We start from the raw sequence: 23,927 nt of genomic DNA on the forward strand, positions 1-23,927 counted from the left end.
GGTGTTCGGATCAGTCCGGCGAATCGGGGATTCTCGTTCGAAGGGTTGACCGTCGAGCCACCGTACCTCAAACTAGAGACTAGCATCTAGAGAATGTCCTCTAATTCGGGAGTCGCCGTGGCGAACGCACGGACATCAGCACCTGCACCTGTGACATCGCTGCAGCGCGCCGCCATCATCACGGCGATCGTCGCGGTTCTGCCGTATCTCGCCTTCAAGGTCCTGTGGCTGAGCGGTTCGTCGGTCGGTTCGACCACGTCGGCCGGAGGCGAGGGAATGCTTGCGCCGCGCTTTCTCATCGGTAACACCATCACTCTCGCGATGATGGTGGTGGGCGTGGCCTTCGTGGTGGCGCTGACACGACCGTGGGCGCAACGCATTCCGGCACCTGTGGTGTTCGTGCTCGGAGCCGGAGCGGCCGGGCTCCTCGGTCCGATACTGCTGGGACTGCCGCCGGGCATTCTCATTCAGGCGCTCATCGAAGGAGAGGTGCGACTGGCCGAACAGGGAATGCATCCCTGGGTGTTCGGGCTTGTCTACGCCGGATTCTGCGCTCTGGGCGTGGCGATGGCGATCGTCGTCGGAGCCTATGTGATCCGGCGCTGGGGCGATCTTCTGAACACTCCGCCCCCGGCACCGTCGCCGACCATGATCGTCTGCGGTGCACTCGGCATCCTGCCCTTCAGCTGCGCCATGGCCTTCTGGGCGATTGCGGGACCGGGAAGCACCGGGCCCCAGGGAATGGAGCAGCCGGCACAGCGGATGGTGTTGGCTATGACCGCGCTGTTCGGGTTCCTCTGCCTGCTGTGTCCGATGTTCTCGCGCTATCTCGGGAGATGGCCGCGCGCGGCGTGGCTGGTGACCTGGACCGGGTGCTGCGTTGTGGCTCTCCAGGGGCCGACGCAGATTCTTCTCGCTCAGGGCGGAGAGATTGCGCCGGTGGTCGTCGGGATCGCTGCCCTCGCGACTCCGGGCGCCAGCCTCTTCGGTCTCGCTGTGCTGAGAACCCACCTGCGCAGGCTGGGCCGGACTCACGTGCCGTCTAGCCGGGACCGGCCCCGGCTCGGTGGTGCGGATCGGTCAGCGTGATGCCGTCCTGGCTCTTCGTCCTGCTCGCAGTCTCGTTCGTCCTCTATACGGACGACTATGTCATCGCCGGAATTCTGCCCGAGATCGCAGCCGACCTCGGGGTGACCGAAGGTCGGGCCGGTCAGCTCGTCACGGCATTCTCGGCGACCGTAGCCGTGGCCGCGCCGGTGGCGGCCGTCGCGCTCGCCCGGGTCCCGCCTCGGCGGCTGTTCCTTGTCGCGCTCATCATCTTCGCCTTAGCGAATTTCGGCGCGGTGGGAACTTCGTCCTTCGCCGTGCTGATGGTTCTGCGGGTGGTGGCGGCCGCGGCGACAGCCAGCGCCACCCCGGCCATCTTCGCGTTCGCTGCGTCCCATGCGCCGACGGAGAAGACTGGCCGCTACCTGGCGACCGTCTCCCTTGGGGTGACCGGATCAATCGCGCTCGGTGTCCCACTGGGGACGTGGATCGGCGGCGCATTCGGATGGCGGGCGACCTTTCTGGCCGTTGCCGTAGCCGGGATGCTCGCGCTCATCGGTGTCCTCCTCACTGTTCCCGGAAGCGGCCGCGGCGACCGCTCTCCACGACTGTCGGAACAGCTGCGCAGCCTCACGCGCGCCCCGATCGCCGTGAGTCTCGCGGCGAACTGCCTGCTCATGGCGGGGACGATGATGGTCCTCACCTACCTGGCGCCCTATCTGAGTGCGACCGCCGGATCCGGAGTCGAGGAACGGGGAGTGGCATTCGGGCTCTCCGGGTGCGCGGGCATGGCCGGAATCTGGCTCGGCGGTCAGGTCGCAGACCGGTGGGGTCCGGGGCGAGCACTGTTCTTCGGGATCGGCGTCATCATCGCCGCCATGGTCGCGATGTGGGCGATGTGGGCTGTCCGGCCAGTGCCCATCTGGCTCGTGCTCATCGTCACGACAGTGTGGGGCGGAATGGCCTTCTGGAACTCACCCGCGATCCAGATGCGCTTGCACAGACTTGCCGGGCCCCTGGCCGGACAGGCACTGGCGCTCAACACTTCTGGGACCTACCTGGGCATCGCATTCGGGGCCGCCGTCGGCGGGGCCGTGCTCACCGAGACGGGTCCCGGAGTCCTGCCGCTGACCGCAGCGGGATTCGGGCTGGTTGCCCTGTTTCTGTTGGAACTCGTCCGGCGGTCGCCGCCGGCTGGACGGGCGCGAGACACCGATGTGACGCCGCCTGCTGGCGAGGCGTCCCACGGCAGCAAATCCTCGAACCACGGAGATCAATCGCACCACCGCAACTCATCGAAGCACACAGAGAACACAGGAGAGTGACACCATGACCGCCTACGCGATCGCCCACCTGCAGCAGTTCGCGCCGCACCCCGAGGTCGCCGAGTACATCGACCGGATCGGCGAGACCTTCGAACCCTTCGGAGGACAGTTCCTCGTCCACGGCACCGCCCACGAGGTGATGGAAGGGCGGTGGCCGGGACACGTCGTCATGATCGCCTTCCCCGACGCTCGGCTCGCTCACGAATGGTGGGACTCACCGGCCTATCAGGACATCGCCCCACTGCGTTCGCGCCATATCGACACCGACATCGTCATCGTCGAGGGAGTGGCCGAGGGCTACGATCCGCGGACCACGGCTCAGGCCCTGCGCGAACAACTCGGCTAGCCGCCGAGCTGGCGGGGCTTTATCGAAAAACGCACGGAGCGTCGAGAAACGGGTGTGCGCGCCCGTTTCTCGACGCTCCGCCCGTCTTTCGGCGGCTACGCCAGTGGTGGTGTTTAGAAGGCCGACACCAATGTTCCATATGGTGGATTTTCGTTGCCTCGCGGAACGTGAACGATGACGATAGCGAGACAGGGTCGAAATGAGGTCACAAAGGGGTCTTCTCTGCGTCGAGTTTCGTGCAATGGCGACTCATCGGGTCGGCTCTGCCTGTTCACCGGACCGGTGCTTTCTGAAGGAGCGTGCCATGCCTTTTCTCACCACCAACGATGGAGTGAACTTGACCTACCGCGACAGCGGAGGAAGCGGAGTTCCCCTGGTTATGCTTCACGGCTGGGGCCAAACCCAGGCAATGTTCCGCTACCAGCTCGCCGGATTGGCGGGGAGCCGTCGAGTCATCACGCTTGATCAGCGCGGTCACGGACTCTCTGAAAAGCCTCACCACGGCTACCGGATCGCGCGTCTCGCTCAGGATCTCAGCAATCTTCTGGATGACCTTGGACTCGAAGAGGTAGACCTTCTCGGCTGGTCGATGGGCGTCTCCGTGTCCTGGAGTTATATCGATCAGTACGGTACTGGACGGATTCGACGTTTCGTCGCTGTCGACCAGCCAGCTGCCGTCGCAGCGGTTCCGTGGCTGACTGAGGACGAACAACGCGAATGCGGTGCGATCTTCGGTGTTGACGGACTCCTCGAGCTGGGCAGTGCACTCAACGGACCTGACAGTGAACAGGTGTGTGAGGACTTCGTGCGAGGAATGTTCTCCGGAGAACCCGATCCAGAGGTATGGAACTTCGTCGCCGAGGAGATCAAATCGTTCCCCTCCTATGCCGCGGTCCCACTGCTCTTCGACCATTGCGCTCAGGACTGGCGAGACATCCTGCCCCACATTGATGTGCCCACTCTTGTGCTCGGGTGCGATGGAAGCCATGTCAACCCCGATTCCCAACGTTATGTTGCCGCACAGATTCCCGACGCACGCATTCACGTGTTCCCAGTCGAAGAGGCGAACTCGCATTTTCCGTTCCTGGAGAACCCGCAGGCGTTCAACGGGGTCGTTGAGGAGTTCCTCGCAGCACATTGATGGTGCCGGACCAGTCTTGGGGACTGGTGGGAGAAGCGGGCCACCCCCGACACCAATGTTCCATATGGTGGATTTTCTTTGACCAGCTGGTGGGACCGGGAAAGTATGAGAGGACAGTGCTCGTTCCGCAGAGCCCGGTACCCGAAGGAGTGTCCATGTCCTCACCTGCGATCATCGGCTGGTCCCACGGAAAGTTCGGACGATCCGAATCACCGCTGCCCCAGATGATGACCGACGTCGCCCGCGACGCCATCGCCGAGGCGGGATTGGAACCGGCTGACATCGACGTCATCCACGTCGGCGTCTTCAACAACGGACTCTCCCGCCAAGGCTTCGAAGCCGCACTGCCGGGCACCGTGTTCCCCGAACTAGCCCGCACACCCGCCCACCGGCACGAGAACGCCTGCGCCACCGGTTCCGCCGCGATCTTCGCAGCCCACGACTCCATCGCAGCCGGCCGCCACAAGACCGCCCTGGTCATCGGCGCCGAACGCATGACCCAGGCCTCCGGCCACGACGTCAACGAAGTGCTGCTCAGCGCCAGCTTCCGGGAAGAGGAAGAGCACTATAAGTCCTTCGCCGGAGTCTTCGGCGAGATCGCCCGCCAGTACTTCGACCGATACGGCGACCACTCCGAAGCACTCGCGAAGATCGCCGCGAAGAACCACGCCAACGGATCGCAGAATCCTCTGGCACACATGCAGAAGGACCTCGGCTTCGAGTTCTGCAACACCGTGAGCGAGAAGAACCCGTACGTCGCCGAACCCCTGCGCCGCACCGACTGCTCGATGGTCTCCGACGGGGCCGCGGCCCTGGTCCTGGCCGCCGAGGATGTCGCCGCCTCCGCATCGCAGGCCGTGACCTGGAGAGGCATGGGCAACGCCAACGACGTCCTGCCGCTGTCCCAACGCGACCCGCTCGAGATGGCCGGCGCCCGCGCCGCCATGGAGCAGGCGCTCACAGCTGCCGGCATCGGCATCGACGACCTCGACTTCCTCGAGACTCACGACTGCTTCACCATCGCCGAGCTCCTCGAATACGAAGCCTTCGGACTCGCCGCCCCCGGGCAAGGCCACACCCTGCTCGACGACGGTGCCACCGAGGTCGGCGGCCGCCTGCCCGTCAACCCCTCCGGCGGACTCAAGGCCAAGGGCCACCCCATCGGTGCCACCGGTGTGTCCATGCACGCCCTCGCCGCCGCCCAGCTGACCGGTCGCTCGCCTGGCATCCAGATCGAGACCCCGGAACTCGCCGGTGTCTTCAATATGGGCGGTGCCGCCGTGTCGAACTTCGCTTCCGTGCTCGAGCGCGTCCGCTGATGCGCGCCATCTCCCAGACGTCCCCGGCCAAGGACTTCACGCCCACGCCTCGGCGCGGGGTCAACGTCTCCCACTTCCTCACCCAGACGGCCCGCCGGATCCCCGACCGCCTCGCCGTCGTCGACGACGACCACGGGCAGCGGTGGACCTGGGCCGAACTCGACGCCCGCGCCGAAGCGCTCGCCGCCGCCCTGCAGACCGGTGGAGTCGATCGCCGCGACACCGTCCTCCTCGTCTCGGCCAACCACGCCGAGGTGATCCAGTCCTTCTGGGGCATCCTGCGCTCCGGCGGTGTCATCGCCCCACCGAACGCGGCCCTGTCGACGGAGGAGCTGCTCGGCATCAGCGCCGAAGTCGCCCCCGCCGCCGTCATCGCCGACCGCGCCCACGCCGACTTCGTCACCGCTCTCAAAGACACCGGCTTCACCGGCCCCGTCTTCCGGATCGGGGACCTGCCCACGGCGCAGGCGGCAGCCGCACCGGCAGAAGCCGTCGACTCGACTGTCGACGAGGACGACCCCTGCTGGTACTTCTTCACCTCCGGGTCGACCGGGCGACCCAAGGCTGCGACTTTCACGCACCGCCACCTCGGCGCGGTGCTGATGAATCACCGCTGCGACCTCTTTCCCAACGAGGACGAGACGGGGGCCTCCCTCGTGCTCGCGCCGCTGTCGCACGGTGCGGGCATCCACATGCTCGGTCAGGTCTTCGGCGGCACCCCGTCGATCATCCACCCCGGTGGCAAGCCCAGCGTGGAGTCCCTGTGGCCGGCCATCGATGCCTACGGGATCACGAACGCCTTCACCGTCCCGACCATCCTCAACCGCATCGCCGCCGGCTACTCAGAAGGCCGCGGACCCGAGGACCACACCCTCGAGCGGGTCATCTACGCCGGAGCCCCGATGCTCGCGACCGACCAGGCCCGGGCACTCGAAAGGCTCGGGCCCTGCCTCGTCCAGTACTTCGGACTCGCCGAGGTGACCGGAGCGATCACGATCCTCCGCCCCGAGGACCACGGAGCCATCCCCGTCGACGACGCCGGCATCGGCACCTGCGGCCGAGCCCGAACTGGAGTCGAGATCGTCATCGTCGACGAGACCGGCGCGCAGCTGCCCGCCGGTGAGCAGGGCGAAGTCTGTGTGGCCGGACCGACCGTGTGCGCCGGCTACCTTGGCCGCCCCGATGCGAATGTCGAATCCTTCGCCGGAGGGCTCTTCCACACCGGCGATGTCGGCTACCTCGACGAACGCGGGTACCTCTTCCTCACCGGCCGCAAGTCCGATATGTACATCTCCGGCGGTTCGAACGTCTACCCCCGCGAGATCGAGGAGCTCCTCCTCACCGACACCGAGGTGGCCCAGGCCGTCGTCGTGGGCGTGCCCGACCCGCAGTGGGGCGAGATCGGCGTGGCCGTCATCGAACGCGCGCCGTCGACCGGGAACGAAGGTGCCGGTGGCGCCGATGCCGATGCGGAGGACCTGGCCGAACGGCTGACCGCGCTGTGCAAGTCGGGGCTGGCGAAATACAAGGTGCCCAAGGAGATCCACTTCGTCGAGACCATGCCGGTCACCGCCTACGGCAAACTCGCGCGCAAGGAACTCAAGGCCGAATACTCCCAAGGACGGGGCAGCGCACGATGAACACGACAGAGACGGCAGCCGTGTCAGTGCCGACAGGTAGGTTAGTCGGCACGACGATCATTGCCATCGGCTGCGGCACTCCGGACGGGGAGGTGAACAACGGCTTCGCTGCGGCGATCGGATTCCTTCGCGAGGGAGCGAAGGTCTGCATCGTCGACCGTGACCCGAGGGCGCTTGACGAAGCGACGCGGGCCCTCGCCGAGGCGGCCGCCGCCGACGGTGAGCCCGACCGCGACACCGGTGCCGATCGCGTCCCCGGCACGGGCGTCCACCTCGGCGGGGTCGACCTCGACTCTCAGCTGACCACGGTTGTCGCCGATGTCGGCGACGAAGGCTCCCTGGCCGCGGCGTTCGCGCACTGCGCCGACCGCCTCGGTGGACCGACCGTGCTCCACTACAACGTCGGCATCGTCGTCAACGGGGGAGTCGACGAACTCGACACCGACGACTTCCGACGTGCCCTCGATATCAACCTCACCGGGGCGTTCTCCTCGATCAAGCATGCTCTGCCGCATATGCGTGCGGCCGGGCACGGGTCGATCATCACGGTGTCCTCGGTCGGCGGCATGCGCTACATGGGGTATGACTATCCGGCGTATGCGGCGTCGAAGGCCGGACTCATCGAGCTGACGAAGGTCGTCGGCGCGCAGTACGCCTCCGAAGGCATTCGCGCCAACTCGATCGCCCCGGGCCTCATCGAGACCCCGCTCATCCACCGCTCGATCTCGGGCCACTACGGCTCGGTCGAGGAGATGCTCGCCGCTCGGCATGCGCAGTCACCGACGGGGAAGATGGGTCGGCCCGAGGACGTAGCGGACCTCGCGGTGTTCCTCGCATCAGGCGAATCGGCTTACATCAACTCCACACTCATCCCCGTGGATGGGGGACTGACCCATTACGCGGGGATGCCGAAGCGATGACGCGGACGGCGGCGGTCGCCTCGGCGAGGGCCTGATCCCACCGAACTCAACGACAGTGACATAACGGAAATCAAGGAGGCAATGGTGCCGAGAATACGGACGACGAGGACCATGCTCGTCTGGTCCGCCGTACTGATGGTGTGCGCCCTGCTGCTGGCAGGGTGCGGAACGAACTTCGGCACCACCGACGACGGCAAGCAGCGCTACCGGTGGAAGATGACGGTGACGACCGGATCGACCTCGACGTGGTACCTCGCGGCGGAGAAGTTCGCGAAGGACCTCGACGAGGAGACCGACGGACGGATCACCATGAAGGTCTTCGCCAACGAACGGCTGTCGGCCGGTGAGGCCACGGCCGGAGTCGAACAGCTCATGGACGGGGCGAAGGACTTCTCCTACAACTCGCCGATCATCTACGCCGGCGTCGACCCGCGCTTCGGAGCCGTCACCGCCCCCTTCGTCTTCGACTCCGTCGAGGACGGTCAGAAGGCGCTCGCCGGAAAAGGCGGGGACGTCTACGGCGACTACCTCGCCGAACGCGGAGTGCACCTGCTCGGCTTCGGCGAATCCGGAATGCGGCAGCTGACGAACACGCACCGGCCCATCCACACGCCCGAAGACATGAAGGGCATGAAGTTCCGCATCCCCGGCTTCGGCATGTACACCGACCTCTACCGCGGACTCGGCGCGAACCCGACGACGATGCCCTTCGGCGAGGTCTTCACCGCCCTGCAGCAAGGTGCAATCGACGGGCAGGAGAACCCGATCGACGTCATCTATTCGGCGAATCTGCAGGAGGTCCAGCCGTACCTGACGCTGTGGAACTACTCCTACGACCCGCTCGTCCTCGGCATCAACAAGGACCTCTATGACTCGCTGACTCCGGAGGACCAGAAGCTCGTGAGCCGCCTGGCCGGCGAGGCCAACGACTTCCAGATCAAGAAGAACCGGGACGGCGAGGAGAAGCTCATCGCCGAACTCGCCGACTCCGGCATGGAGGTCAACGAACTCAGCGACGAGGAGAAGGACGCCTTCCGCGCCAAGCTGGGTCCGATCTACAGCGAATACCGCAAGGTCTGGGGACCGGACATGTCCCAGGCGTTCATCCCGAAAGGACTGTGAGATGAGAGTCATCAGATTCTTCGAGGATTGGGTCGTCATCGCCTCATTCATGGTGATCGTCCTCGTCACCTTCGTCAACGTCCTCTCCCGCTACATCTTCAAGGCCTCACTGGCCTTCTCCGAGGAGATCACCATCAACCTCCTCGTCGTGCTCACGATGATGGGAGCCGTCGTCGGGATCCGCCTCGGCGCGCATCTCGGGTTCACCTACCTGGTGGAGAACGCGAAGGGAAGTGTCCGTCGGGCACTGCTCATCATCGGCACCACCCTCATCGTCGTCTTCCTCGCCGTCCTCCTCATCTGGGGCGGCGAGATGACGATCGCGCAGGGGCTGCGCGGACGGGCGACGCCGTCGCTGGGGATCCCGCAATGGCTGTTCACTCTGTCGATTCCCTTGGCCGGTCTGCTCGGAATCTTCCGCAGCCTCCAGGCTCTGCGGACGGCACTGCATGAGGACACCTCCGCCGAGGCGGTCGTCGAGCGGCTCGCCAGCGAAGCCGCCCCGACCATCGACTCGTCCGAATTCTCAACCGACTCCGAAGGAGGCCGGAAATGATCGCGCTTCTGCTCTTCGGCAGCTTCTTCCTCTTCCTCGGCCTCGGGATCCCCGTCGCCTTCGCCCTCGGCCTCTCCGCCGTCGTCACCCTGGTGACCACCGACGGTGTGCAGGTCCTCGACGTCGTGCCCTCGGTGATGTTCCCGTCGATGAGTTCGGGCACGCTGCTGGCGATCCCGTTCTTCATCCTCGCCGGCATCGTCATGCAGTACACGGGCATCTCGCAGCGACTCGTCGACCTCGCGTTCCTCATCTTCGGGCGCCTGCGCCACGGCCTGGCCGCGGTGACGATCATCTCCGCGTTCTTCTTCTCCGCGATCTCCGGATCGGGACCGGCCACCGTGGCCGCGATCGGTGCGATCCTCATCCCCGCACTCGTCCGCAACGGGTACCAGAAGAAGCACGCGGTCTCCCTCGTCGCCGCGTCCGGTTCGATGGGCATCGTCGTGCCGCCGTCGATCGCGTTCATCATCTTCGCCGTCGTCGCCGCCGAGTTCGGCAAGATCTCGATCTCCCGACTGTTCATCGCCGGCATCGTGCCCGGCATCATCATGGCCGTTGCGTTCTTCATCGCCGCCCTGTTCGTCCCTAGGGTGCGTGAGCTCGCCGGTCTGCCGGTGAGAACGAAGCCCGACGCCGAGGCGGTCACGGGGTCGACGTCGATCGGAACGTCGGCGTCCGGTTCCGCCGGTGCTGACTCCGCCGGGAACGGCGGTTCGGGTGACAGCGCGGCAGGGAGCAAGACCCAGCTGCTGACGGCGAACGGGAAGGCCGCCTCGGCGAGTTCCGGGGTTTCCGGGACTTCGAGGTCGGTCGGGTCCGGGTCGGTCGGATCGGCGGATCCGACGGTCACGGTCAACCCCGAGGGCGGGTTCGGCGAGATCATGGCCGCACTGGTCAAGGCGATCCCGGGCCTGCTCATTCCGGTGATCATCCTCGGCGGGATCTACGGCGGAATCTTCACCCCCACCGAGGCGGGAGCCGTCGCATCCGTGTACGCGCTCATCGTCGGGGTGTTCGTCTACCGGGAGCTGAGTTGGAAGGACATGCCGAAGGTGTTCCTCGAGTCCGGGGTCTCGACCGCGGTCATCATGTTCATCGTCGGCGTGGCCAGCCTCTTCTCCTACGTCATCACCGTCGAGGGTGTGGCCGACCGGATCTCGGCGGCAGTGCTCGGCGTGACGGACAACAAGTACCTCATCCTCGCGGCGATCACGATCATCCTGCTCATCGTCGGCGCCTTCGTCGACGCGATCAGCGCGTTCTACCTGTTCATCCCGATCCTCGTGCCGATCCTCATCGGCGTGGGTGTGGACATGACGACGATCGGTGTGTTCATGACCGTCAACCTGGCGATCGGCCTGTTCACGCCGCCGGTCGGGCTCAACCTCTATGTGGGTGCGGGCATCGGAAAGGTCAAGCTCGAGGAGGTCGTGCGCGGGATCATGCCGTTCCTCATCTGCGCGATCATCGCCCTGCTGCTCATCACCTACATCCCGGCGATCTCGAACTGGCTGCCGGACCTGCTCGGGGTCGGATAGTCGGGGCTGTCGGCGTCGGCGCCTGCGAGCACTTGTGGGCGCCGTTCCGGCGTCGGCCCGGGCAGGTCCCGGCCGGACGGTCGGGCCGGGGAATTCACGCCTTACTCAACTCTGTCGAAGGAGAATCATGGAACCGTATCTGCTCACGAACAAGACGGCCCTGGTCACCGGTGCCGCGCAGGGCATCGGCCTGGCGATCGCCACTGCACTCGCCAGGCGGGGTGCCTCGGTCGGGATCGTCGATCTCAAGGGCGCCGAGGAGGCCGCCGCGTCGTTGGCTTCGGAGTACCCGGACCAGCGGTTCGCCGCGTTCTCCCTCGATGTCCGGGATGTCGCCGAGGTGATCGCTGCGGTCGGATCGTTCGTCGAGACGTTCGGGGGACTCGACATCCTCGTGAACAATGCGGGCACGGCCGCACGCATCGGCATCGACGAGATCACCGCCGAACAGTGGCAGCGCGACATCGAGACCAACCTCGGCGGGACGTTCAACTTCATCAAGGCCGCCGTCCACCCGCACATGATCGAGGCTGGAACGGGGTCGATCATCAACATCTCGTCGATCTCCGGCATCAACGGCGGAGCGGTCTCCGACGGGGAGGCCGGGGCCCGGTCGGGTCCGGCATATGCGGCGAGCAAGGGCGGGATCATCGCCCTGACGAAATGGGTGGCCAAGGAATACGGACGCCAGGGAATCCGCTGCAATTCGGTGGCCCCGGGCCCGGTCGAGTCCGCGCTCACCGCCGGTCAGGATTACGACACCTCGGGGCAGGCGCTTGACCGCATGGGCCAGCCCGATGAGATCGCCGCGGCGGTCGCCTACCTCGCTACCGACGGTGCCGCGTTCACGACCGGACAGATCCTGCGGGTTGATGGCGGGGCCGTGATGTCGTGAGCGTTTGAGTGTTCTGAGCTCGAGCGGACGATCCCCGCATCATCCTCAGGATGGTGCGGGGATCGTTGTCTCTGCGGACCTGTCTGGCTGGGCGACGTGTCCGGTCAGGCTGTGCGGCGGACGAAGAGTTCGAAGGTCACGGCCACGGGGTTGGCTTGAGGCTTGAGGGTGCCGGAGCTGACCTCTCCGGCGACGTCGACGACTTCGCCGGAGAGGGTGATCAGTGGAGTTGAGTTTCGCGCTCCGATCACGGCGCCGCTCAGATGGGTGAACTCGACGGCCGGCCACGGGGCGGTGCCATCGGTGAACACGGCTCCGGTCGTACTGCCGAGACTCGCGACCACCTCGGCGGAGTCGAAGCCAGCGGTGCGGCAGACGGCGAGGACCGCCTCGTCGAGGATCTCACCGGGACGTACGCGGGTGACGACGGCTTCAGTGGGGCGGGCCGCCGCGGCGAGATCGGGCGCGGTTGATGATGACGCGGTGGCGTGTGCCGGTGTGACCGGGTGCGGTGCGAAGGCGGAGAACCCGGTCTCGGGGTCGACCTCACTGATCAGCTTCGCATCGTGAAGGGTGAAGAGTCGGATCGTCAGTCCTGCCGGCCCCGCCAGAGTGCCCGACAACAGGTGTCCGCCTTTGGTTTGGCCGTCCGCACCGGTCCATGAGGCGTGGACGTGGCAGAACGGTGTGCCCTCACGGAAGCCGATCGTCGCAGATGCGTGGCGAAGCTTCGTGGGGCTGTCGACGGCGAATGCCTCGGTGAACGACATCGGGTGCTCGGCGTCGGGGCCGTAGGCCGGATGAACATAGTCGATATGGCCGAACTGTCCGGAGACGAACTCGGCCATGATGCCGGGAACGGCGAAGTCGGTCAGGGATGCTTCGAGTGAGGCGAACAGGTCCGCGCCCTCCGGCAGTTCGAGGACATGCTCGGTGCAGCGGGTCGGGACGGAGACGATGCGGGGGCTCTGTCGCTGACCCGCGTGGACGACCGCAGTTCCGGGTGCCTTCAGCGGGAAGGTCGGCTGTTGCAGTGCTGTCGTCTCGGCTCCATTGCTCATGTCTCGATTATGGTCAGGCGCCAGGGCCGGTGTCGCCGAAGATCCAAGTGGTGGAACATGAGCTCAGACATCTGACGGAACGGCGGCGGCCGCCTCGGTGCCGCGCATGATCATCACGGTACCGATGATGCCGATGCCGCCGAGGACGGCGATGCCGGCACCCATCGTCATCGCACCGGTCGCGCCCGGACCGCCGACGGCGACGAACACTCCGACAAGTGCTGAGGCGATCGTGTTGCTGATGAGCTCGGCGGTGCCGAGCCCGGCGGCCGCCTTGGATCCTTCGACGGGGTCATCGCTGCTGCTCATCGCCGCGACGTTGAGGTGCGGAAAGGCGAGGCCGATTCCGGAGCCGGCGAGCACCAGACTTACGGCCCAGACCCAAGCGATCCACTCCGCGTCGACGAATTGAGTCGCGGCGTAGATGACCAGCCCCGCGGTCACAAGGATGGGGCCGAGGGTCATGAGCCTCCGGCCGGTGCGAGAATCATCGATACTCGCGCTGAACAGCTGGACGAAGCTCCAGCCGACCGAGATGCTAACGCCGAACACAGCCGCCAACAGTGGCGGCATGCCGACGAGATCTTGACCGAACTTCGGCAGAAAGATCTCCACCATCGCCGCGGAGCTGAGGATCCCGATGACGAGGTAGATCCACTTGAGCGGATTGCCGCGCTGGTAGGTGATGTGCGGGAGGACTGGAGAAGCGGAAGTCCGATCGACGGCGATGAAGGTGATGATGAGTGCCGCTCCTGCAACAAGAGCGATCGTCGTGGGCCAGCCCGTGTGAACCACTGCGGCAATGCTGAAGGCAGCGGAGGCAAGGACGAGCAGCGACAGCGAGGGGATCGGAAGGCGGCCGAAGTCCCGTTGACCGGAAGCCTCGAGGGGAAGGCTGCGCAGCGCCATAAGGCCGAGCACAACCGATATCAGCGTCAGCAGACCGAAGGCCCCGCGCCAGTACCCGACCTGGGCGAATGCTCCGCCGACGGCTGGGCCGATAAGTGTGCCGAGCCCCCACATCGCCGAGACCAGTCCTGTCGCGCGAGTCCAAAGGCGCTTCGGCAGGGCATCGCGGATCACCGAGTAGCTGAGCCCGGCGAGCAGACCTCCGCCGAGTCCCTGAACGACCCGCGCGATCACCAGCAGCTCCATGGTAGGAGCGAGCGCGGCGCCGAGCGAGCCGACAGCGAAGAGGCCGAACGCGAGCAGGTACGACCACGCAGCGCCCATCGAACCGAGCACTCTGGCGACGAGCATTGAGGCGAGCACAGAGGCGACGAGGAATGCCGTGGTCACCCATGCGAAGTACTGCTGCCCGCCGATGTCGGCGATCGTCGACGGCAGAAGGGCTGCCGTGACGAAGGTGTTCATCGCGAACACTGCGATGCCGCCGGCGAGGACGAGGGAGGCGCTTGCATGCTCGGCGCTGAAGAGTTCCCGCCAGCCGCCCGTCGACTGCGCTGCGGCGGCATCCGCGGTTGCGCCTTCGGAGGGGTGTTCGGGAATCGCACTCTCGTGTTCGTCTCTCATATCGATTACGCTAGAACCTCAACTTAAGTTGAGGTCAATAGGTCTCTGCTGAGCGAGGAAAAAGAATGTCCATGAGCGACAAGAAGCCGTCGCCGACCGATATCCTGTCCGTGGGCGATGTGGCTGCACGAACCGGAGTCGCCGTCTCTGCGTTGCATTTCTACGAACGGCAGGGCCTGATCGCCTCGGTCCGTACCGCTGGAGGCCAGCGCCGATACGCCCGTCATGTTCTCCGCCGGGTTTCGGTGATCCAAGTGGCGAAGAGGATGGGCATTCCCCTCGCCGAGGTGGCCGAGGTGTTCGAGGATCTCCCTGCCGATCGGATGCCCGGGAAGTCCGATTGGCGACGGATCAGCGAGCGCTGGAGGGGCAAGTTGGAAGCCCGTCGCAAGGAGATCGAGCGGATGGAGAGCGAACTCGTCGAATGCATCGGCTGCGGCTGCGTCTCACTGCGCAGCTGCCGAGTGCTCAACCCCGATGACGCGCTCGGCTCGAGCGGTTCGGGCCCACGCCTGCTTCCGGAATTCCCCTCCGAGTGAGGGGATGAACGGTTCTAAGAGAAGAAGAATGTGAAGAACCCGGAACATCTCACAAACTGTTCTGCAGAGCCTCCACTACGAGATCGAGACCGTGGGATTCGCGGCGCGGATCGGCTTCGAGGACCTGAATGTAGCGCGATTCGATATCCGGATCGACGATCGGAATCGCTTTGCAGCCAACTGCATTGAGATTCGTCGGAATGGTTCGCCCGGCCATCATCGCGATCATCGACGTTCCCACGAGAGAGCGCAGCATGAGAACCGGACATGTGGCCTCAAGTGACGGGGAGAAGACCTGCCCCTGGGCCCGGACTGCCTGCTCGATGCGCATCCGAGCAGTGTTCCCGGCGGGAAGTGTTCCGACAGGAAAGTCCGTCATATCGCTGATGAAAAGACTGGACCGGTCAGCCAGCGGATGGTGTCCGTCGAGAATCGCAAAGTTCGTCGCTTCCACTTCGGCGACTTTGCGGACCCCCGGTAAGGTTCCGAATTCGTGGCTGGAGACCGAGAAATTCACGCACAGGTCGGCCCGACGGTTCCGCAGCACCTGCAGAGCTTCGACCGAACCGCGGTCGATGATGCTGACCTGAACTCTGTCAGTCATCCGCATCAGTCGGTTGATGGCATCGGCCACCACGGTCTGCCCCAACCCGGTGCTCGTCACGATCGAGACTGTTTCGACCGCGCCCGAGTACTCCCCGAACGAGTCGGCGAGCAGTTCCGACTCGGCGATGGTTCGGCGGGCAAAATCCGCGACGGCCAGGCACTGTGCTGTGGGATTGACTCCGGCACTCGTCCGTTCGAAGAGCTGTGTGCCGTAATGCTCTTCCAGGCTCCTGATCTGACGGCTCGCTGTCGAGTGCGAGATGAAGATCGACCTCGCGGCGAGATGGATCGACCCGTATTCGACGACGGCAAGCAGGGTCTTGAGACTGCGGAGATCGGTCATCGTGGTCGTCCTTCGGCCGGGTGCGACTCCAGAGTACGTCGGTGGTGCAGCAAACGCACCACCTCGGTGCGGGAAACGCACCTGGGTGTGGACGGATCCGGGTGTTGTCGTGCCGTCTGCTGGGCGATGCTGACAGTCATGAACGCAGAGAACACTGTCCGCGAGGGTGCGGAAGATTCCCCCGAAACCCGAACTGACCTTGCCCGGCGTGCAGGCGAATTCGTCCGCGGCGCAGACTTCATCGATCGACTCTCCCGCAGAGTCGCCCGGCGCACCGAAAGCCAAGCACCCGGAGGCGGGCCGGCAGCGCTGGCCTACCTCAGCGAAGAGCTGATTCCAGAACTCGACGAACTCGATTTCGTTTCGACCATCCACGACAATCCGGAATCGGACGAACACCCGCTTCTCATCACCAAGCGCGTCGAGGACCCGAAGCTGCCCACGGTGCTGCTCTACGGCCATGCCGATGTGCAGTTCGCCCACGATTCGCAGTGGGCCGAGGGCCTCGACCCCTGGGTGCTCACTCGTGACGGTGACCGCCTGTATGGCCGCGGCACTGCCGACAACAAAGGCCAGCACAGCGTGAACACGGCGGCATTGAAGACCGTGCTCGACGGCCTCCGTGCAGAGCACGGAACCGGCGAAGCCAGTCTCGGCTACAACATCACGATCCTCATCGAGACCGCTGAAGAGGCGGGGTCCAAGGGCTTGCGCTCGTTTGCGGCCGCACATGCCGATGACCTCTCGGCCGAGCTCTTCCTCGCCTCCGACGGTCCACGGATCGCCGCCGAGGTCCCCACGCTGTTCCTCGGCTCCCGTGGGGCACTGAATTTCCGGCTCATCGCCCACGAGCGCGACGGCGACCACCACTCGGGCAACTGGGGCGGTCGGCTGCGGAACCCGGCCACGGTCATCGCCGCCGCGATCAACGCTCTGGTGGATGCCAACGGCGTCATTCGGATCCCTGCACTGCGCCCTGACGATCCTCCCGCCTCGGTGCTCGATGCAGTGGCGAAGCTGCCTGACATCGCCGAGGAAGGTGCACCGGAGACCGATCCGGACTGGGGTGAGCCCGGCCTGAGCCCTGCTGAACGGGTCTTCGCGTTCAATGTGCTCGAGGTCCTCGCCCTCGATGCGGGCGACCCGACTCAGGTTGTCAACGCGATCCCCGGCGCCGCCTCGGCGAGCATGCAGCTGCGATACGTCGTGGGCACGGATGTCAGCGATTTCGAGAACCGGGTCCGGATCTTCCTCGAAGAACAAGGGATCCATGGGGTCGCGGTCGAGCTCGAACACTGCATGCCGGCCACACGTCTGGACCCGGAAGCACGAGTCGTCACGGCGGCGGTGGACTCGATCCGCGAAACGACCGGACTCGACGTCGCCGTCGAGCCGAACCTCGGGGGAACCATTCCGAATGATGTCTTCGCCGAAGTGCTCGGACTGCCGACCGTCTGGGTGCCGCATTCCTACCCGGGATGCAACCAGCACGCACCGAATGAGCATGCGCTGGTATCGATCCTCGAGCAGGGTGCGGAGATCATGACGGGAATGTTCTGGGACATGCGCATGCGTCCGGGCGACTGGTTCTCCTCGAAATGATCCCGCCAGCTGTCGGAGACCCCATGTCGCCGACAACCAAGTCGACCCACCACCACACTGCAGGCAAAGGAGCCCAGTCATGACAGAACAGCTGTCAGCGCAGAATACCGCTGAGAACAAACCGGTGAAATCGTGGAAGGTCATCACCGCGGCCTCGATCGGCAACGCCCTCGAGTGGTACGACATCTCGGTCTATGCGTACTTTTCCGTCTACATCTCCGTGGCGTTCTTCCCCTCCGAGAGTCATGCGGTCTCAGTGATGCTGGCCTTGGGCACTTTCGCTCTGTCCTTCTTCATCCGCCCGGTCGGAGCAATCGTGCTCGGCAGCTTTGCTGACCGGAAGGGACGCAAACCGGCACTGACGCTGACGATCTGGCTGATGTTCGCAGGCACACTGATGATCGTGCTCATGCCACCGGCACATGTCATCGGACTGGCTGCACCGCTGCTCATACTGCTTGCCCGACTCATTCAGGGGTTTGCCGCCGGAGGCGAATTCGGTTCGGCAACCTCGCTCATGGTCGAACACCTGCCCGATCGCCGAGGGTTCGCTGCAAGCTGGCAGTTCACCTCGCAGGCGATGTCGACAATTCTCGCCTCCGTCATCGGTGTGGCCGTAACGACGACGCTGACGCAGGAACAACTCGAGACCTGGGGCTTCCGCCTGCCATTCATCGTCGGACTCCTCGTCGGCCCGGTCGGACTCTACATACGTCGGCATGTCCCCGAATCTCCCGAGTTTGCCGCTGCCCAAGCTGAGAAGCCCAAGGAAGCAGCAGCAATCGGAGGGGTGCTGCGACATCACAAACTCGCAGTGCTGTTGGCGATCGGTGCGATCGCTGTCTCGACCTGCCTCAACTACTTCATCACGTATGTGCCGACTTACGCTGTCGACAACCTCGGTATGAACAGCTCCGCAGGATTCTGGGCAACGCTTGTGTCCGGACTCGTGCTGTTCCTCTGCACACCGGTCGCCGGCTACTTCTGCGACAAGGTCGGACGGTTGACCTTCATGATTCCGGCGGCGCTCGCGGTCATGGTGCTCACTTGGGTTCTCTTCACCTGGGTAGTCGCGGCCAACGCGCTGACGGTGCTCATCGTCGTGGTCGTCATCTTCTCGATCCTGAAAGCCGCCTATTACGGGCCGCTGGCCAGCGTCATGGGCGACATCTTCCCGACTGAGGTGCGAGGGACCGGGTTGTCACTGGGCTACAACGTCGGCGTTGCCATCTTCGGAGGACTGACCCCGCTGGTCGCGGCCTGGCTCATCGGCGTCACCGGTGATGCGAAAGCCCCGGCTTACTGGGTGCTGCTCGCCGGAGCGCTGAGCGTGGCGGCGATCCTCGTGGTGTGGAAGAAGCTCGGCGTGCGCTGACGCCCAGGGCATGGGTGCCGCCGTGAGATCGGGGCCGTGGTCGATTGCGACCACGGCCCCGACTGGGCGAATACGGAACTCAGGCGTTCGAGGCAACGGCGGCGGCCGTCTCGGCGCGGGTTCGTCTCTTCTTCTCCCCGAGGTGGCCGATCACGGCTGCGGTGGCGATCATGACGGCGACGAGGGCGATGCCGATCCACTGGTTGAGCATGAGCGTGGCGGCACCGGCCAGCGCTCCGATGAGGATGAGGACGACGGCGAGGGCTCGGCGGATCCAGCGGATGTTGTCGCCGCCGGCCAGGCTCGAGTCTGCTGCGAGGCCGACGATCGTCGAGGTCACGACCACGGTGGTGACATCGGCGATCTTCATCTTCCGTGCAGCCGCGGCCTGCGCGCCCATGAGCGCGGACAGCGCCGAGGTGAAGATCGTGCCGGCAAGCCCGATCTCGGGGTCGGGGACGACAGCGACGTAGACGGATAATGCGGCACAGCCGACGGCGACGCCGGAGAAGATTGCGGTCGTCCGGTGGTGCCAGTTCTCGCCGATGTCGCCGAGGATGCGACCCGACAGTGCCGCGCCGACCATGAAGAACACGAGGGCGAGGGCGGGGCGGAGGACGGGAACGCCGTCGGCGCCGGCGAGGCCCATGCCGAGGATGACGACGTTGCCGGTCATATTGCCGGTGAAGACTTTGTCGAAGCCGAGGTAGCCGATGGCGTCGACCATGCCGGTGGAAAAGGTCAGCAGCAGGAGCATGGCCAGGTCGAGGCGACGAGTCATGGTGTCCTTTCCGGGCGAGTGGAGCCGGCGGCAGTGCCGGAATGTCGCCGTGAGGGGTAATTTGTATACAAAACTGTAATCAGATGACGATTGGCATGCAATCGAGAGTTGGCTGGAGTTGTCCGGGTATCGTCGTTATCGACAGCTGACCAAGGCTTGCACGCCGAACCACGATCAGCTGACCACTGCTGAAGGACTTCGATCATGACCTTTACCCCGCCCCCAGCGTTCACCACGCGCCCCACCCTCGAGGGGCACTTCGGGATGACGGCATCGACGCACTGGTTGGCCACTGCAACATCGCAGGCGGTGCTCGAACGCGGCGGGAACGCCTTCGACGCCACCGTCGCCGGAGCCTTCGTCCTCCACGTCGTCGAGCCCCACCTCAACGGACCCGGAGGTGACATGACCGGGATCTTCGCCACCGCCGCCGAGCCTTCCCGGCCACAGGTGATGATGGGTCAAGGGCCGGCTCCGGCCGCGGCGACGATCGAGCATTTCCTCGGCGAGGGCCTCGATATGGTCCCCGGCTCCGGGGCTCTCGCCGCCGCCGTTCCCGGAGCCGTCGACTCGTGGCTCAACCTGCTCGAACACCACGGGACGTGGGAGCTCGCCGACGTCCTCGACTTCGCCATCGACTACGCCGACAACGGGCATCCGATCCTCGCCCGAACAGCCGGGACGATCGCGAAGGTCAGCGAACTCTTCACCGAGCACTGGCCGACCTCGGTCGCACAGTGGATGCCCGAAGGCCGAGTTCCCGATGCCGGCGAGCTGGTGTTCAACCACGCCTACGCCGATGTGCTGCGCAGACTCATCGCCGCCGGTGACGGCGCTGCGACACGTGAAGAGCGGATCCGAGCGGCCCGGCAGGAGTGGAAGTCCGGATTCGTCGCGCGGGCGATCACCGACTTCATCACCACCGCGCACAGACACTCGACCGGAGGCGACCACGCCGGAGTCATGACGCTGAAGGACATTTCCGTCTTCGACGCTGGGTTCGAAGATCCCGTCACCATCGACTTCCGCGGATATCAGGTCGCGAAGATCGGCGCCTGGGGTCAAGGTCCGGTGCTGCTGCAGACTCTGAAAATCCTCGAGGGCTTCGACGATGACCGCCTCGACCCGTCGACCGAGAGCGGAGCGCACACGATCCTCGAAGCGCTGAAGCTGGCCATGGCCGACCGTGACACCTACTACGGCGATGCCGACGTCGACCTCGACTGGCTGCTCAGCGACTCCTATGCGGCCTCCCGACGAGAACTCATCACCGAGCAGGCATCGGCGGAATTCCGGCCCGGTCTCGGCCGGGACGGTGCGGCGCCCGTCTTTACCACCCCCCTCATTCCCGAAGGTGATGACAAAGAAGCGCTGATCAAAGCCGGCATCGGGGAGCCGACCGTACAGAAGAACGGCGTGAACAACGGCGACACCTGTCACCTCGACGTCGTCGATCGGTGGGGCAATATGATCTCGGCGACCCCGTCCGGAGGGTGGCTGCAATCCTCGCCGACCGTCCCCGGGCTCGGATTCTGCCTCGGCACCCGGCTGCAGATGATGTGGCTCGACGAGGCGGCCCCCTCGGCACTGCGCCCGGGCAAGCGTCCGCGCACGACATTGACCCCGACCTTGATCTCCCGAGACGGGCAGCCGGTCATCGCCCTCGGCTCACCCGGCGGTGACCAGCAGGAACAGTGGCAGCTGCTGCTGATCCTGCGCATGCTCGTCGGCGGCTACCGTGCGCAGGAGGCCATCGACGCACCGGCACTGCACACGACGTCGTTGGCGGGATCGTTCTGGCCGCGCACCTGGGTTCCGGGTGGGGCGGTCGTCGAGGACCGCCTCGGCGAGGACGTCATCAACGGACTCATCAACCGCGGTCATGACGTGACCAGGGCGGGGGAGTGGGAGCTCGGTCGGCTGTCGTGCGTGACCCGGGATCCGGCGACGGGGCGGCTGAGCGCCGGAGCGAATCCGCGTGGAGCGCAGGGTTATGCGGCGGGGAGATGATCATGGCTGATTCGCACGATGCGCCACTGGATGTCGCCGCGCAGATCCGCACCGACATCATCAAGGGCAAGCTCGAGCCCGGGACCAAGCTGCGTGAGGTCGCCCTGGCCGAACGCTACGAGGTGTCGCGGATTCCGATCCGGGAAGCGCTGCGAACTCTTGAGGCCGATGGGCTCGTCGAGTCCCGGAAGTTCAGCGGTTCGGTTGTCGCGCCCTCCCCGGCCGAGGATGCCGAGGATCTGTTCGAGATCCGCATCGTGCTCGAATCGGCGACCGCGAAGCGCGCCGCCCGCCGGGCCGCCGAGCTCAGTGCCGGCGGCGAGCATGATGCGAAGTGGTCGGAGATCCGCGCGGAGATCAACGAGATCCTCGAGGCCGGCGACGCCGTCATCGCTGATGAGCGCTTTGAAGACCTCGCGGTGCTGAATATGCGATTCCATTTCGCGGTCGCCGAGCTCAGCGGGAGCCTGTCGTTCATCAGCCTGCTGCGTCAGATCTCCGGCAAGATCGAGTGGCTGTACTCGCTCAACCTCATGCGTCGAGGCCCACAGGCGTGGCCGGAGCATCGCGAGATCATCGCTGCCATCGATGCTGGCCAGGTCCAGCAAGCCGCCGGGACAATGGCCCGACACGTGCGCCGCAGCCGCGATTCCTACTTCGCCACCATGTCCGAACGCCCCTAATTGCTACCTGACGGCGGCTCAGCAACCTGGCGCCAGGTTGCTCAGCCGCCGTCAGGTGCCTTGGAGAGCGAATTTCATCCTTTTGTGGGAGATACATCGACTCGGAGACCCGCTACTGTTGAGTGGCCCCGTCGCCGTTACGACGCCCGTTGAAGGTTCGTCGGACGTGATGACGGTCCAGTCAGCCCAGCCCATCAACTGGAACGGTGATCAGAAACTTGCAGGAACCCGCCCGTCGCTCCCTGCTGCTGACAGCATTGAGCTATCCGCTCGTCGTTGCGGGAATCATCCTGCTGATCCTCGCGGTCGAGGTCCCGGGTGCAGTCCTGCTGGGCTCTGGTGTCTTCCTCATCGGCATCAACGAGCTGTGCCTGTACATTGCGAAGTCGTCCGACCCCTCCCGAACTACCTGACGGCGGCTCAGCAACCTGGCGCCAGGTTGCTCAGCCGCCGTCACGTAGTAATTAGGCCTCGACGAGGAGGCGGTCGAGCTTGTTGTAGCCCTCGACGATGCCGTGCTCCATACCCGAGGCGACCATGCCGTCGCGGGATTCGAGCGAGTCGAAGATCGAGGTCGACATCAGCCGTGTCCGCCCGTCGCCGAGGTCCGTGAGTGTGAGGATCTCGAGGTTGACCGCGTCCGGGAATCCCTCAAAGGTGAAGGTCTGGACGATGCGCTCGTTCTCCCGCACCTCGTGGAACGAGCCGAAGAACGCGTACTCGCCGCGATCGTTGTTCGAAACATAGCTCCAGTTCCCGCCGGTCGTCGCATTCCATTCGCGGATCGTGTTCGTGATCGAGTCCGGTCCGCACCACTTGACGAACAGTTCGGGGTCGATGTGGGCCCGGAACACCTTGTCCGGTGAGGCGGCGAAATCGCGGGTGATCGAGACGGTCTGCACCCCCTCGGGGACGTCGAGCTTGAGAGTCGAATAGTCGGCTGCGGTGTCTGTGGTGGTCATGTCATGCTCCTTTGCGTGATTTTCTGTGGGGTGATGTGTCCTCGAATCCCTCCGCCGAGGCGGCGCTGGAGTCCGAGTCGTTCGCTTCCTCGTCCGCGTTCATCGCTTCGAGGACCCCGTCGAGGCGTTGGTAACGTTCCTCTGCCTGCTGCTTGTATCTTTCGATCCATTTCGTCATCAGATCGAACACATTGTCTTCGAGGTGGACTGGTCTGCGCTGGGCGTCACGGGTGCGGGAGACCAGTCCGGAGTCCTCGAGCACCTTGAGATGTTTCGATACGGCCTGCAGGCTGACGTCATAGGGTTCGGCGAGTTCGTTCACCGTCGAGTCCGCGACGCTGAGTCTGGCCACCATGTCCCGCCTCGTCGGGTCGGCCAGAGCGGCGAAGACCTTGGACAGCTGATCGGCCACTTGAGCCTCCTGTGAATCTGAATCGAAACAATCATTCAACCAATGGGTTGATGAAAGGGTATGTCTGCCAGTTCCCGTAAGTCAACCATTTAGTTGAATAAAGTATTCGTTGGAGCGTATCTCGTGCTCCACCTGCAGTGACGTGCGCAGGGTCGGGGCCGCCTCGGC

The 23,927-nt window shown here is 65.0% G+C and carries 23 protein-coding genes; 17 read left to right on the forward strand and 6 right to left on the reverse strand.

All coding sequences use genetic code 11. The features are described from left to right. Positions 1-93: 93 nt before the first annotated feature. The 11 genes from ACVZTU_RS01035 (at position 94) to ACVZTU_RS01085 (ending at position 11,852) form a co-directional block, all read left to right on the forward strand. Positions 94-1,089: a hypothetical protein gene (locus ACVZTU_RS01035; protein WP_482401141.1), complete on the forward strand. Its 996-nt coding sequence runs from the start codon at positions 94-96 to the stop codon at positions 1,087-1,089. Beyond that, positions 1,089-2,372 carry an MFS transporter gene (locus tag ACVZTU_RS01040; RefSeq protein ID WP_482401770.1) on the forward strand — a complete coding sequence of 428 codons (1,284 nt, stop codon included), beginning with the start codon at positions 1,089-1,091 and terminating at the stop codon, positions 2,370-2,372. The genes ACVZTU_RS01035 and ACVZTU_RS01040 overlap by 1 nt, the downstream gene beginning before the upstream one ends. Positions 2,373-2,376: 4 nt before the next feature. Beyond that, a complete protein-coding gene (locus ACVZTU_RS01045; RefSeq protein ID WP_434592862.1) occupies positions 2,377-2,718 on the forward strand; it encodes a DUF1330 domain-containing protein in 342 nt (113 codons plus the stop codon). A 304-nt stretch (positions 2,719-3,022) separates the two neighbouring features. Further along, a complete protein-coding gene (locus ACVZTU_RS01050) occupies positions 3,023-3,859 on the forward strand; it encodes an alpha/beta fold hydrolase (RefSeq protein WP_482401142.1) in 837 nt (278 codons plus the stop codon). A gap of 155 nt (positions 3,860-4,014) precedes the next feature. Further along, positions 4,015-5,178, forward strand: a complete 1,164-nt coding sequence (locus tag ACVZTU_RS01055) for a thiolase domain-containing protein (protein ID WP_482401143.1) — start codon at positions 4,015-4,017, stop codon at positions 5,176-5,178. Beyond that, positions 5,178-6,818: an AMP-binding protein gene (locus tag ACVZTU_RS01060; RefSeq protein ID WP_482401144.1), complete on the forward strand. Its 1,641-nt coding sequence runs from the start codon at positions 5,178-5,180 to the stop codon at positions 6,816-6,818. Before ACVZTU_RS01055 ends, ACVZTU_RS01060 begins: the two co-directional genes overlap by 1 nt. Further along, positions 6,815-7,738 (forward strand): SDR family NAD(P)-dependent oxidoreductase, encoded by a 924-nt coding sequence (locus ACVZTU_RS01065; RefSeq protein ID WP_482401145.1) that lies wholly within the window; start codon positions 6,815-6,817, stop codon positions 7,736-7,738. Before ACVZTU_RS01060 ends, ACVZTU_RS01065 begins: the two co-directional genes overlap by 4 nt. A gap of 84 nt (positions 7,739-7,822) precedes the next feature. Beyond that, positions 7,823-8,860, forward strand: a complete 1,038-nt coding sequence (locus ACVZTU_RS01070) for a DctP family TRAP transporter solute-binding subunit (RefSeq protein ID WP_482401146.1) — start codon at positions 7,823-7,825, stop codon at positions 8,858-8,860. Between the two features lies 1 nt (position 8,861). Further along, a complete protein-coding gene (locus tag ACVZTU_RS01075; RefSeq protein WP_181271090.1) occupies positions 8,862-9,416 on the forward strand; it encodes a TRAP transporter small permease in 555 nt (184 codons plus the stop codon). Then, positions 9,413-10,957, forward strand: coding sequence for a TRAP transporter large permease (locus ACVZTU_RS01080; RefSeq protein WP_482401147.1), 1,545 nt, complete (start codon positions 9,413-9,415; stop codon positions 10,955-10,957). The genes ACVZTU_RS01075 and ACVZTU_RS01080 overlap by 4 nt, the downstream gene beginning before the upstream one ends. A gap of 127 nt (positions 10,958-11,084) precedes the next feature. Continuing rightward, entirely contained in the window at positions 11,085-11,852 is a 768-nt protein-coding gene (locus ACVZTU_RS01085; RefSeq protein ID WP_482401148.1) for an SDR family NAD(P)-dependent oxidoreductase, read from the forward strand. A 104-nt stretch (positions 11,853-11,956) separates the two neighbouring features. Here ACVZTU_RS01085 and ACVZTU_RS01090 read toward each other — a convergent pair whose 3' ends face one another. Together ACVZTU_RS01090 and ACVZTU_RS01095 are read right to left on the reverse strand one after the other, a co-directional pair. Next, the gene (locus ACVZTU_RS01090) at positions 11,957-12,913 is read right to left on the reverse strand and encodes a PCC domain-containing protein (protein ID WP_482401149.1); all 957 of its coding nucleotides are present in this window, start codon (positions 12,911-12,913) and stop codon (positions 11,957-11,959) included. 63 nt (positions 12,914-12,976) lie between these two features. Further along, positions 12,977-14,446: an MFS transporter gene (locus ACVZTU_RS01095; RefSeq protein ID WP_139467792.1), complete on the reverse strand. Its 1,470-nt coding sequence runs from the start codon at positions 14,444-14,446 to the stop codon at positions 12,977-12,979. A 71-nt stretch (positions 14,447-14,517) separates the two neighbouring features. On the opposite strand from ACVZTU_RS01095, the gene soxR reads away from it, so the two are divergent. After that, a complete protein-coding gene (soxR, locus tag ACVZTU_RS01100; protein WP_139467793.1) occupies positions 14,518-14,985 on the forward strand; it encodes a redox-sensitive transcriptional activator SoxR in 468 nt (155 codons plus the stop codon). A gap of 49 nt (positions 14,986-15,034) precedes the next feature. On the opposite strand, the gene ACVZTU_RS01105 is transcribed toward soxR, so the two are convergent. Continuing rightward, complete coding sequence (locus ACVZTU_RS01105; protein ID WP_139906565.1) at positions 15,035-15,934, reverse strand: LysR family transcriptional regulator; 900 nt, start codon at positions 15,932-15,934, stop codon at positions 15,035-15,037. Between the two features lie 138 nt (positions 15,935-16,072). On the opposite strand from ACVZTU_RS01105, the gene ACVZTU_RS01110 reads away from it, so the two are divergent. After that, entirely contained in the window at positions 16,073-17,536 is a 1,464-nt protein-coding gene (locus ACVZTU_RS01110) for a M20/M25/M40 family metallo-hydrolase (RefSeq protein WP_482401150.1), read from the forward strand. Between the two features lie 79 nt (positions 17,537-17,615). After that, on the forward strand, positions 17,616-18,911 hold the full coding sequence (locus ACVZTU_RS01115) for an MFS transporter (protein WP_482401151.1): 1,296 nt from the start codon (positions 17,616-17,618) through the stop codon (positions 18,909-18,911). Between the two features lie 79 nt (positions 18,912-18,990). On the opposite strand, the gene ACVZTU_RS01120 is transcribed toward ACVZTU_RS01115, so the two are convergent. Beyond that, the gene (locus tag ACVZTU_RS01120; protein WP_482401152.1) at positions 18,991-19,692 is read right to left on the reverse strand and encodes a YoaK family protein; all 702 of its coding nucleotides are present in this window, start codon (positions 19,690-19,692) and stop codon (positions 18,991-18,993) included. Between the two features lie 204 nt (positions 19,693-19,896). Here ACVZTU_RS01120 and ACVZTU_RS01125 point away from each other — a divergent pair, with 204 nt between their 5' ends. From ACVZTU_RS01125 to ACVZTU_RS01135, 3 genes are all read left to right on the forward strand, one after another. Next, on the forward strand, positions 19,897-21,702 hold the full coding sequence (locus ACVZTU_RS01125; RefSeq protein WP_482401153.1) for a gamma-glutamyltransferase family protein: 1,806 nt from the start codon (positions 19,897-19,899) through the stop codon (positions 21,700-21,702). 2 nt (positions 21,703-21,704) lie between these two features. Next, a complete protein-coding gene (locus tag ACVZTU_RS01130; protein ID WP_482401154.1) occupies positions 21,705-22,385 on the forward strand; it encodes a GntR family transcriptional regulator in 681 nt (226 codons plus the stop codon). A 206-nt stretch (positions 22,386-22,591) separates the two neighbouring features. Continuing rightward, the gene (locus tag ACVZTU_RS01135; RefSeq protein ID WP_482401155.1) at positions 22,592-22,798 is read left to right on the forward strand and encodes a hypothetical protein; all 207 of its coding nucleotides are present in this window, start codon (positions 22,592-22,594) and stop codon (positions 22,796-22,798) included. A gap of 51 nt (positions 22,799-22,849) precedes the next feature. Here ACVZTU_RS01135 and ACVZTU_RS01140 read toward each other — a convergent pair whose 3' ends face one another. Continuing rightward, positions 22,850-23,347, reverse strand: a complete 498-nt coding sequence (locus ACVZTU_RS01140; RefSeq protein WP_482401156.1) for an SRPBCC family protein — start codon at positions 23,345-23,347, stop codon at positions 22,850-22,852. Position 23,348: 1 nt separating this feature from the next. Further along, on the reverse strand, positions 23,349-23,759 hold the full coding sequence (locus ACVZTU_RS01145; RefSeq protein ID WP_420096894.1) for an ArsR/SmtB family transcription factor: 411 nt from the start codon (positions 23,757-23,759) through the stop codon (positions 23,349-23,351). Between the last annotated feature and the right edge of the window lie 168 nt (positions 23,760-23,927).

It is taken from the genome of Brevibacterium sp. OS20 (assembly GCF_056837565.1).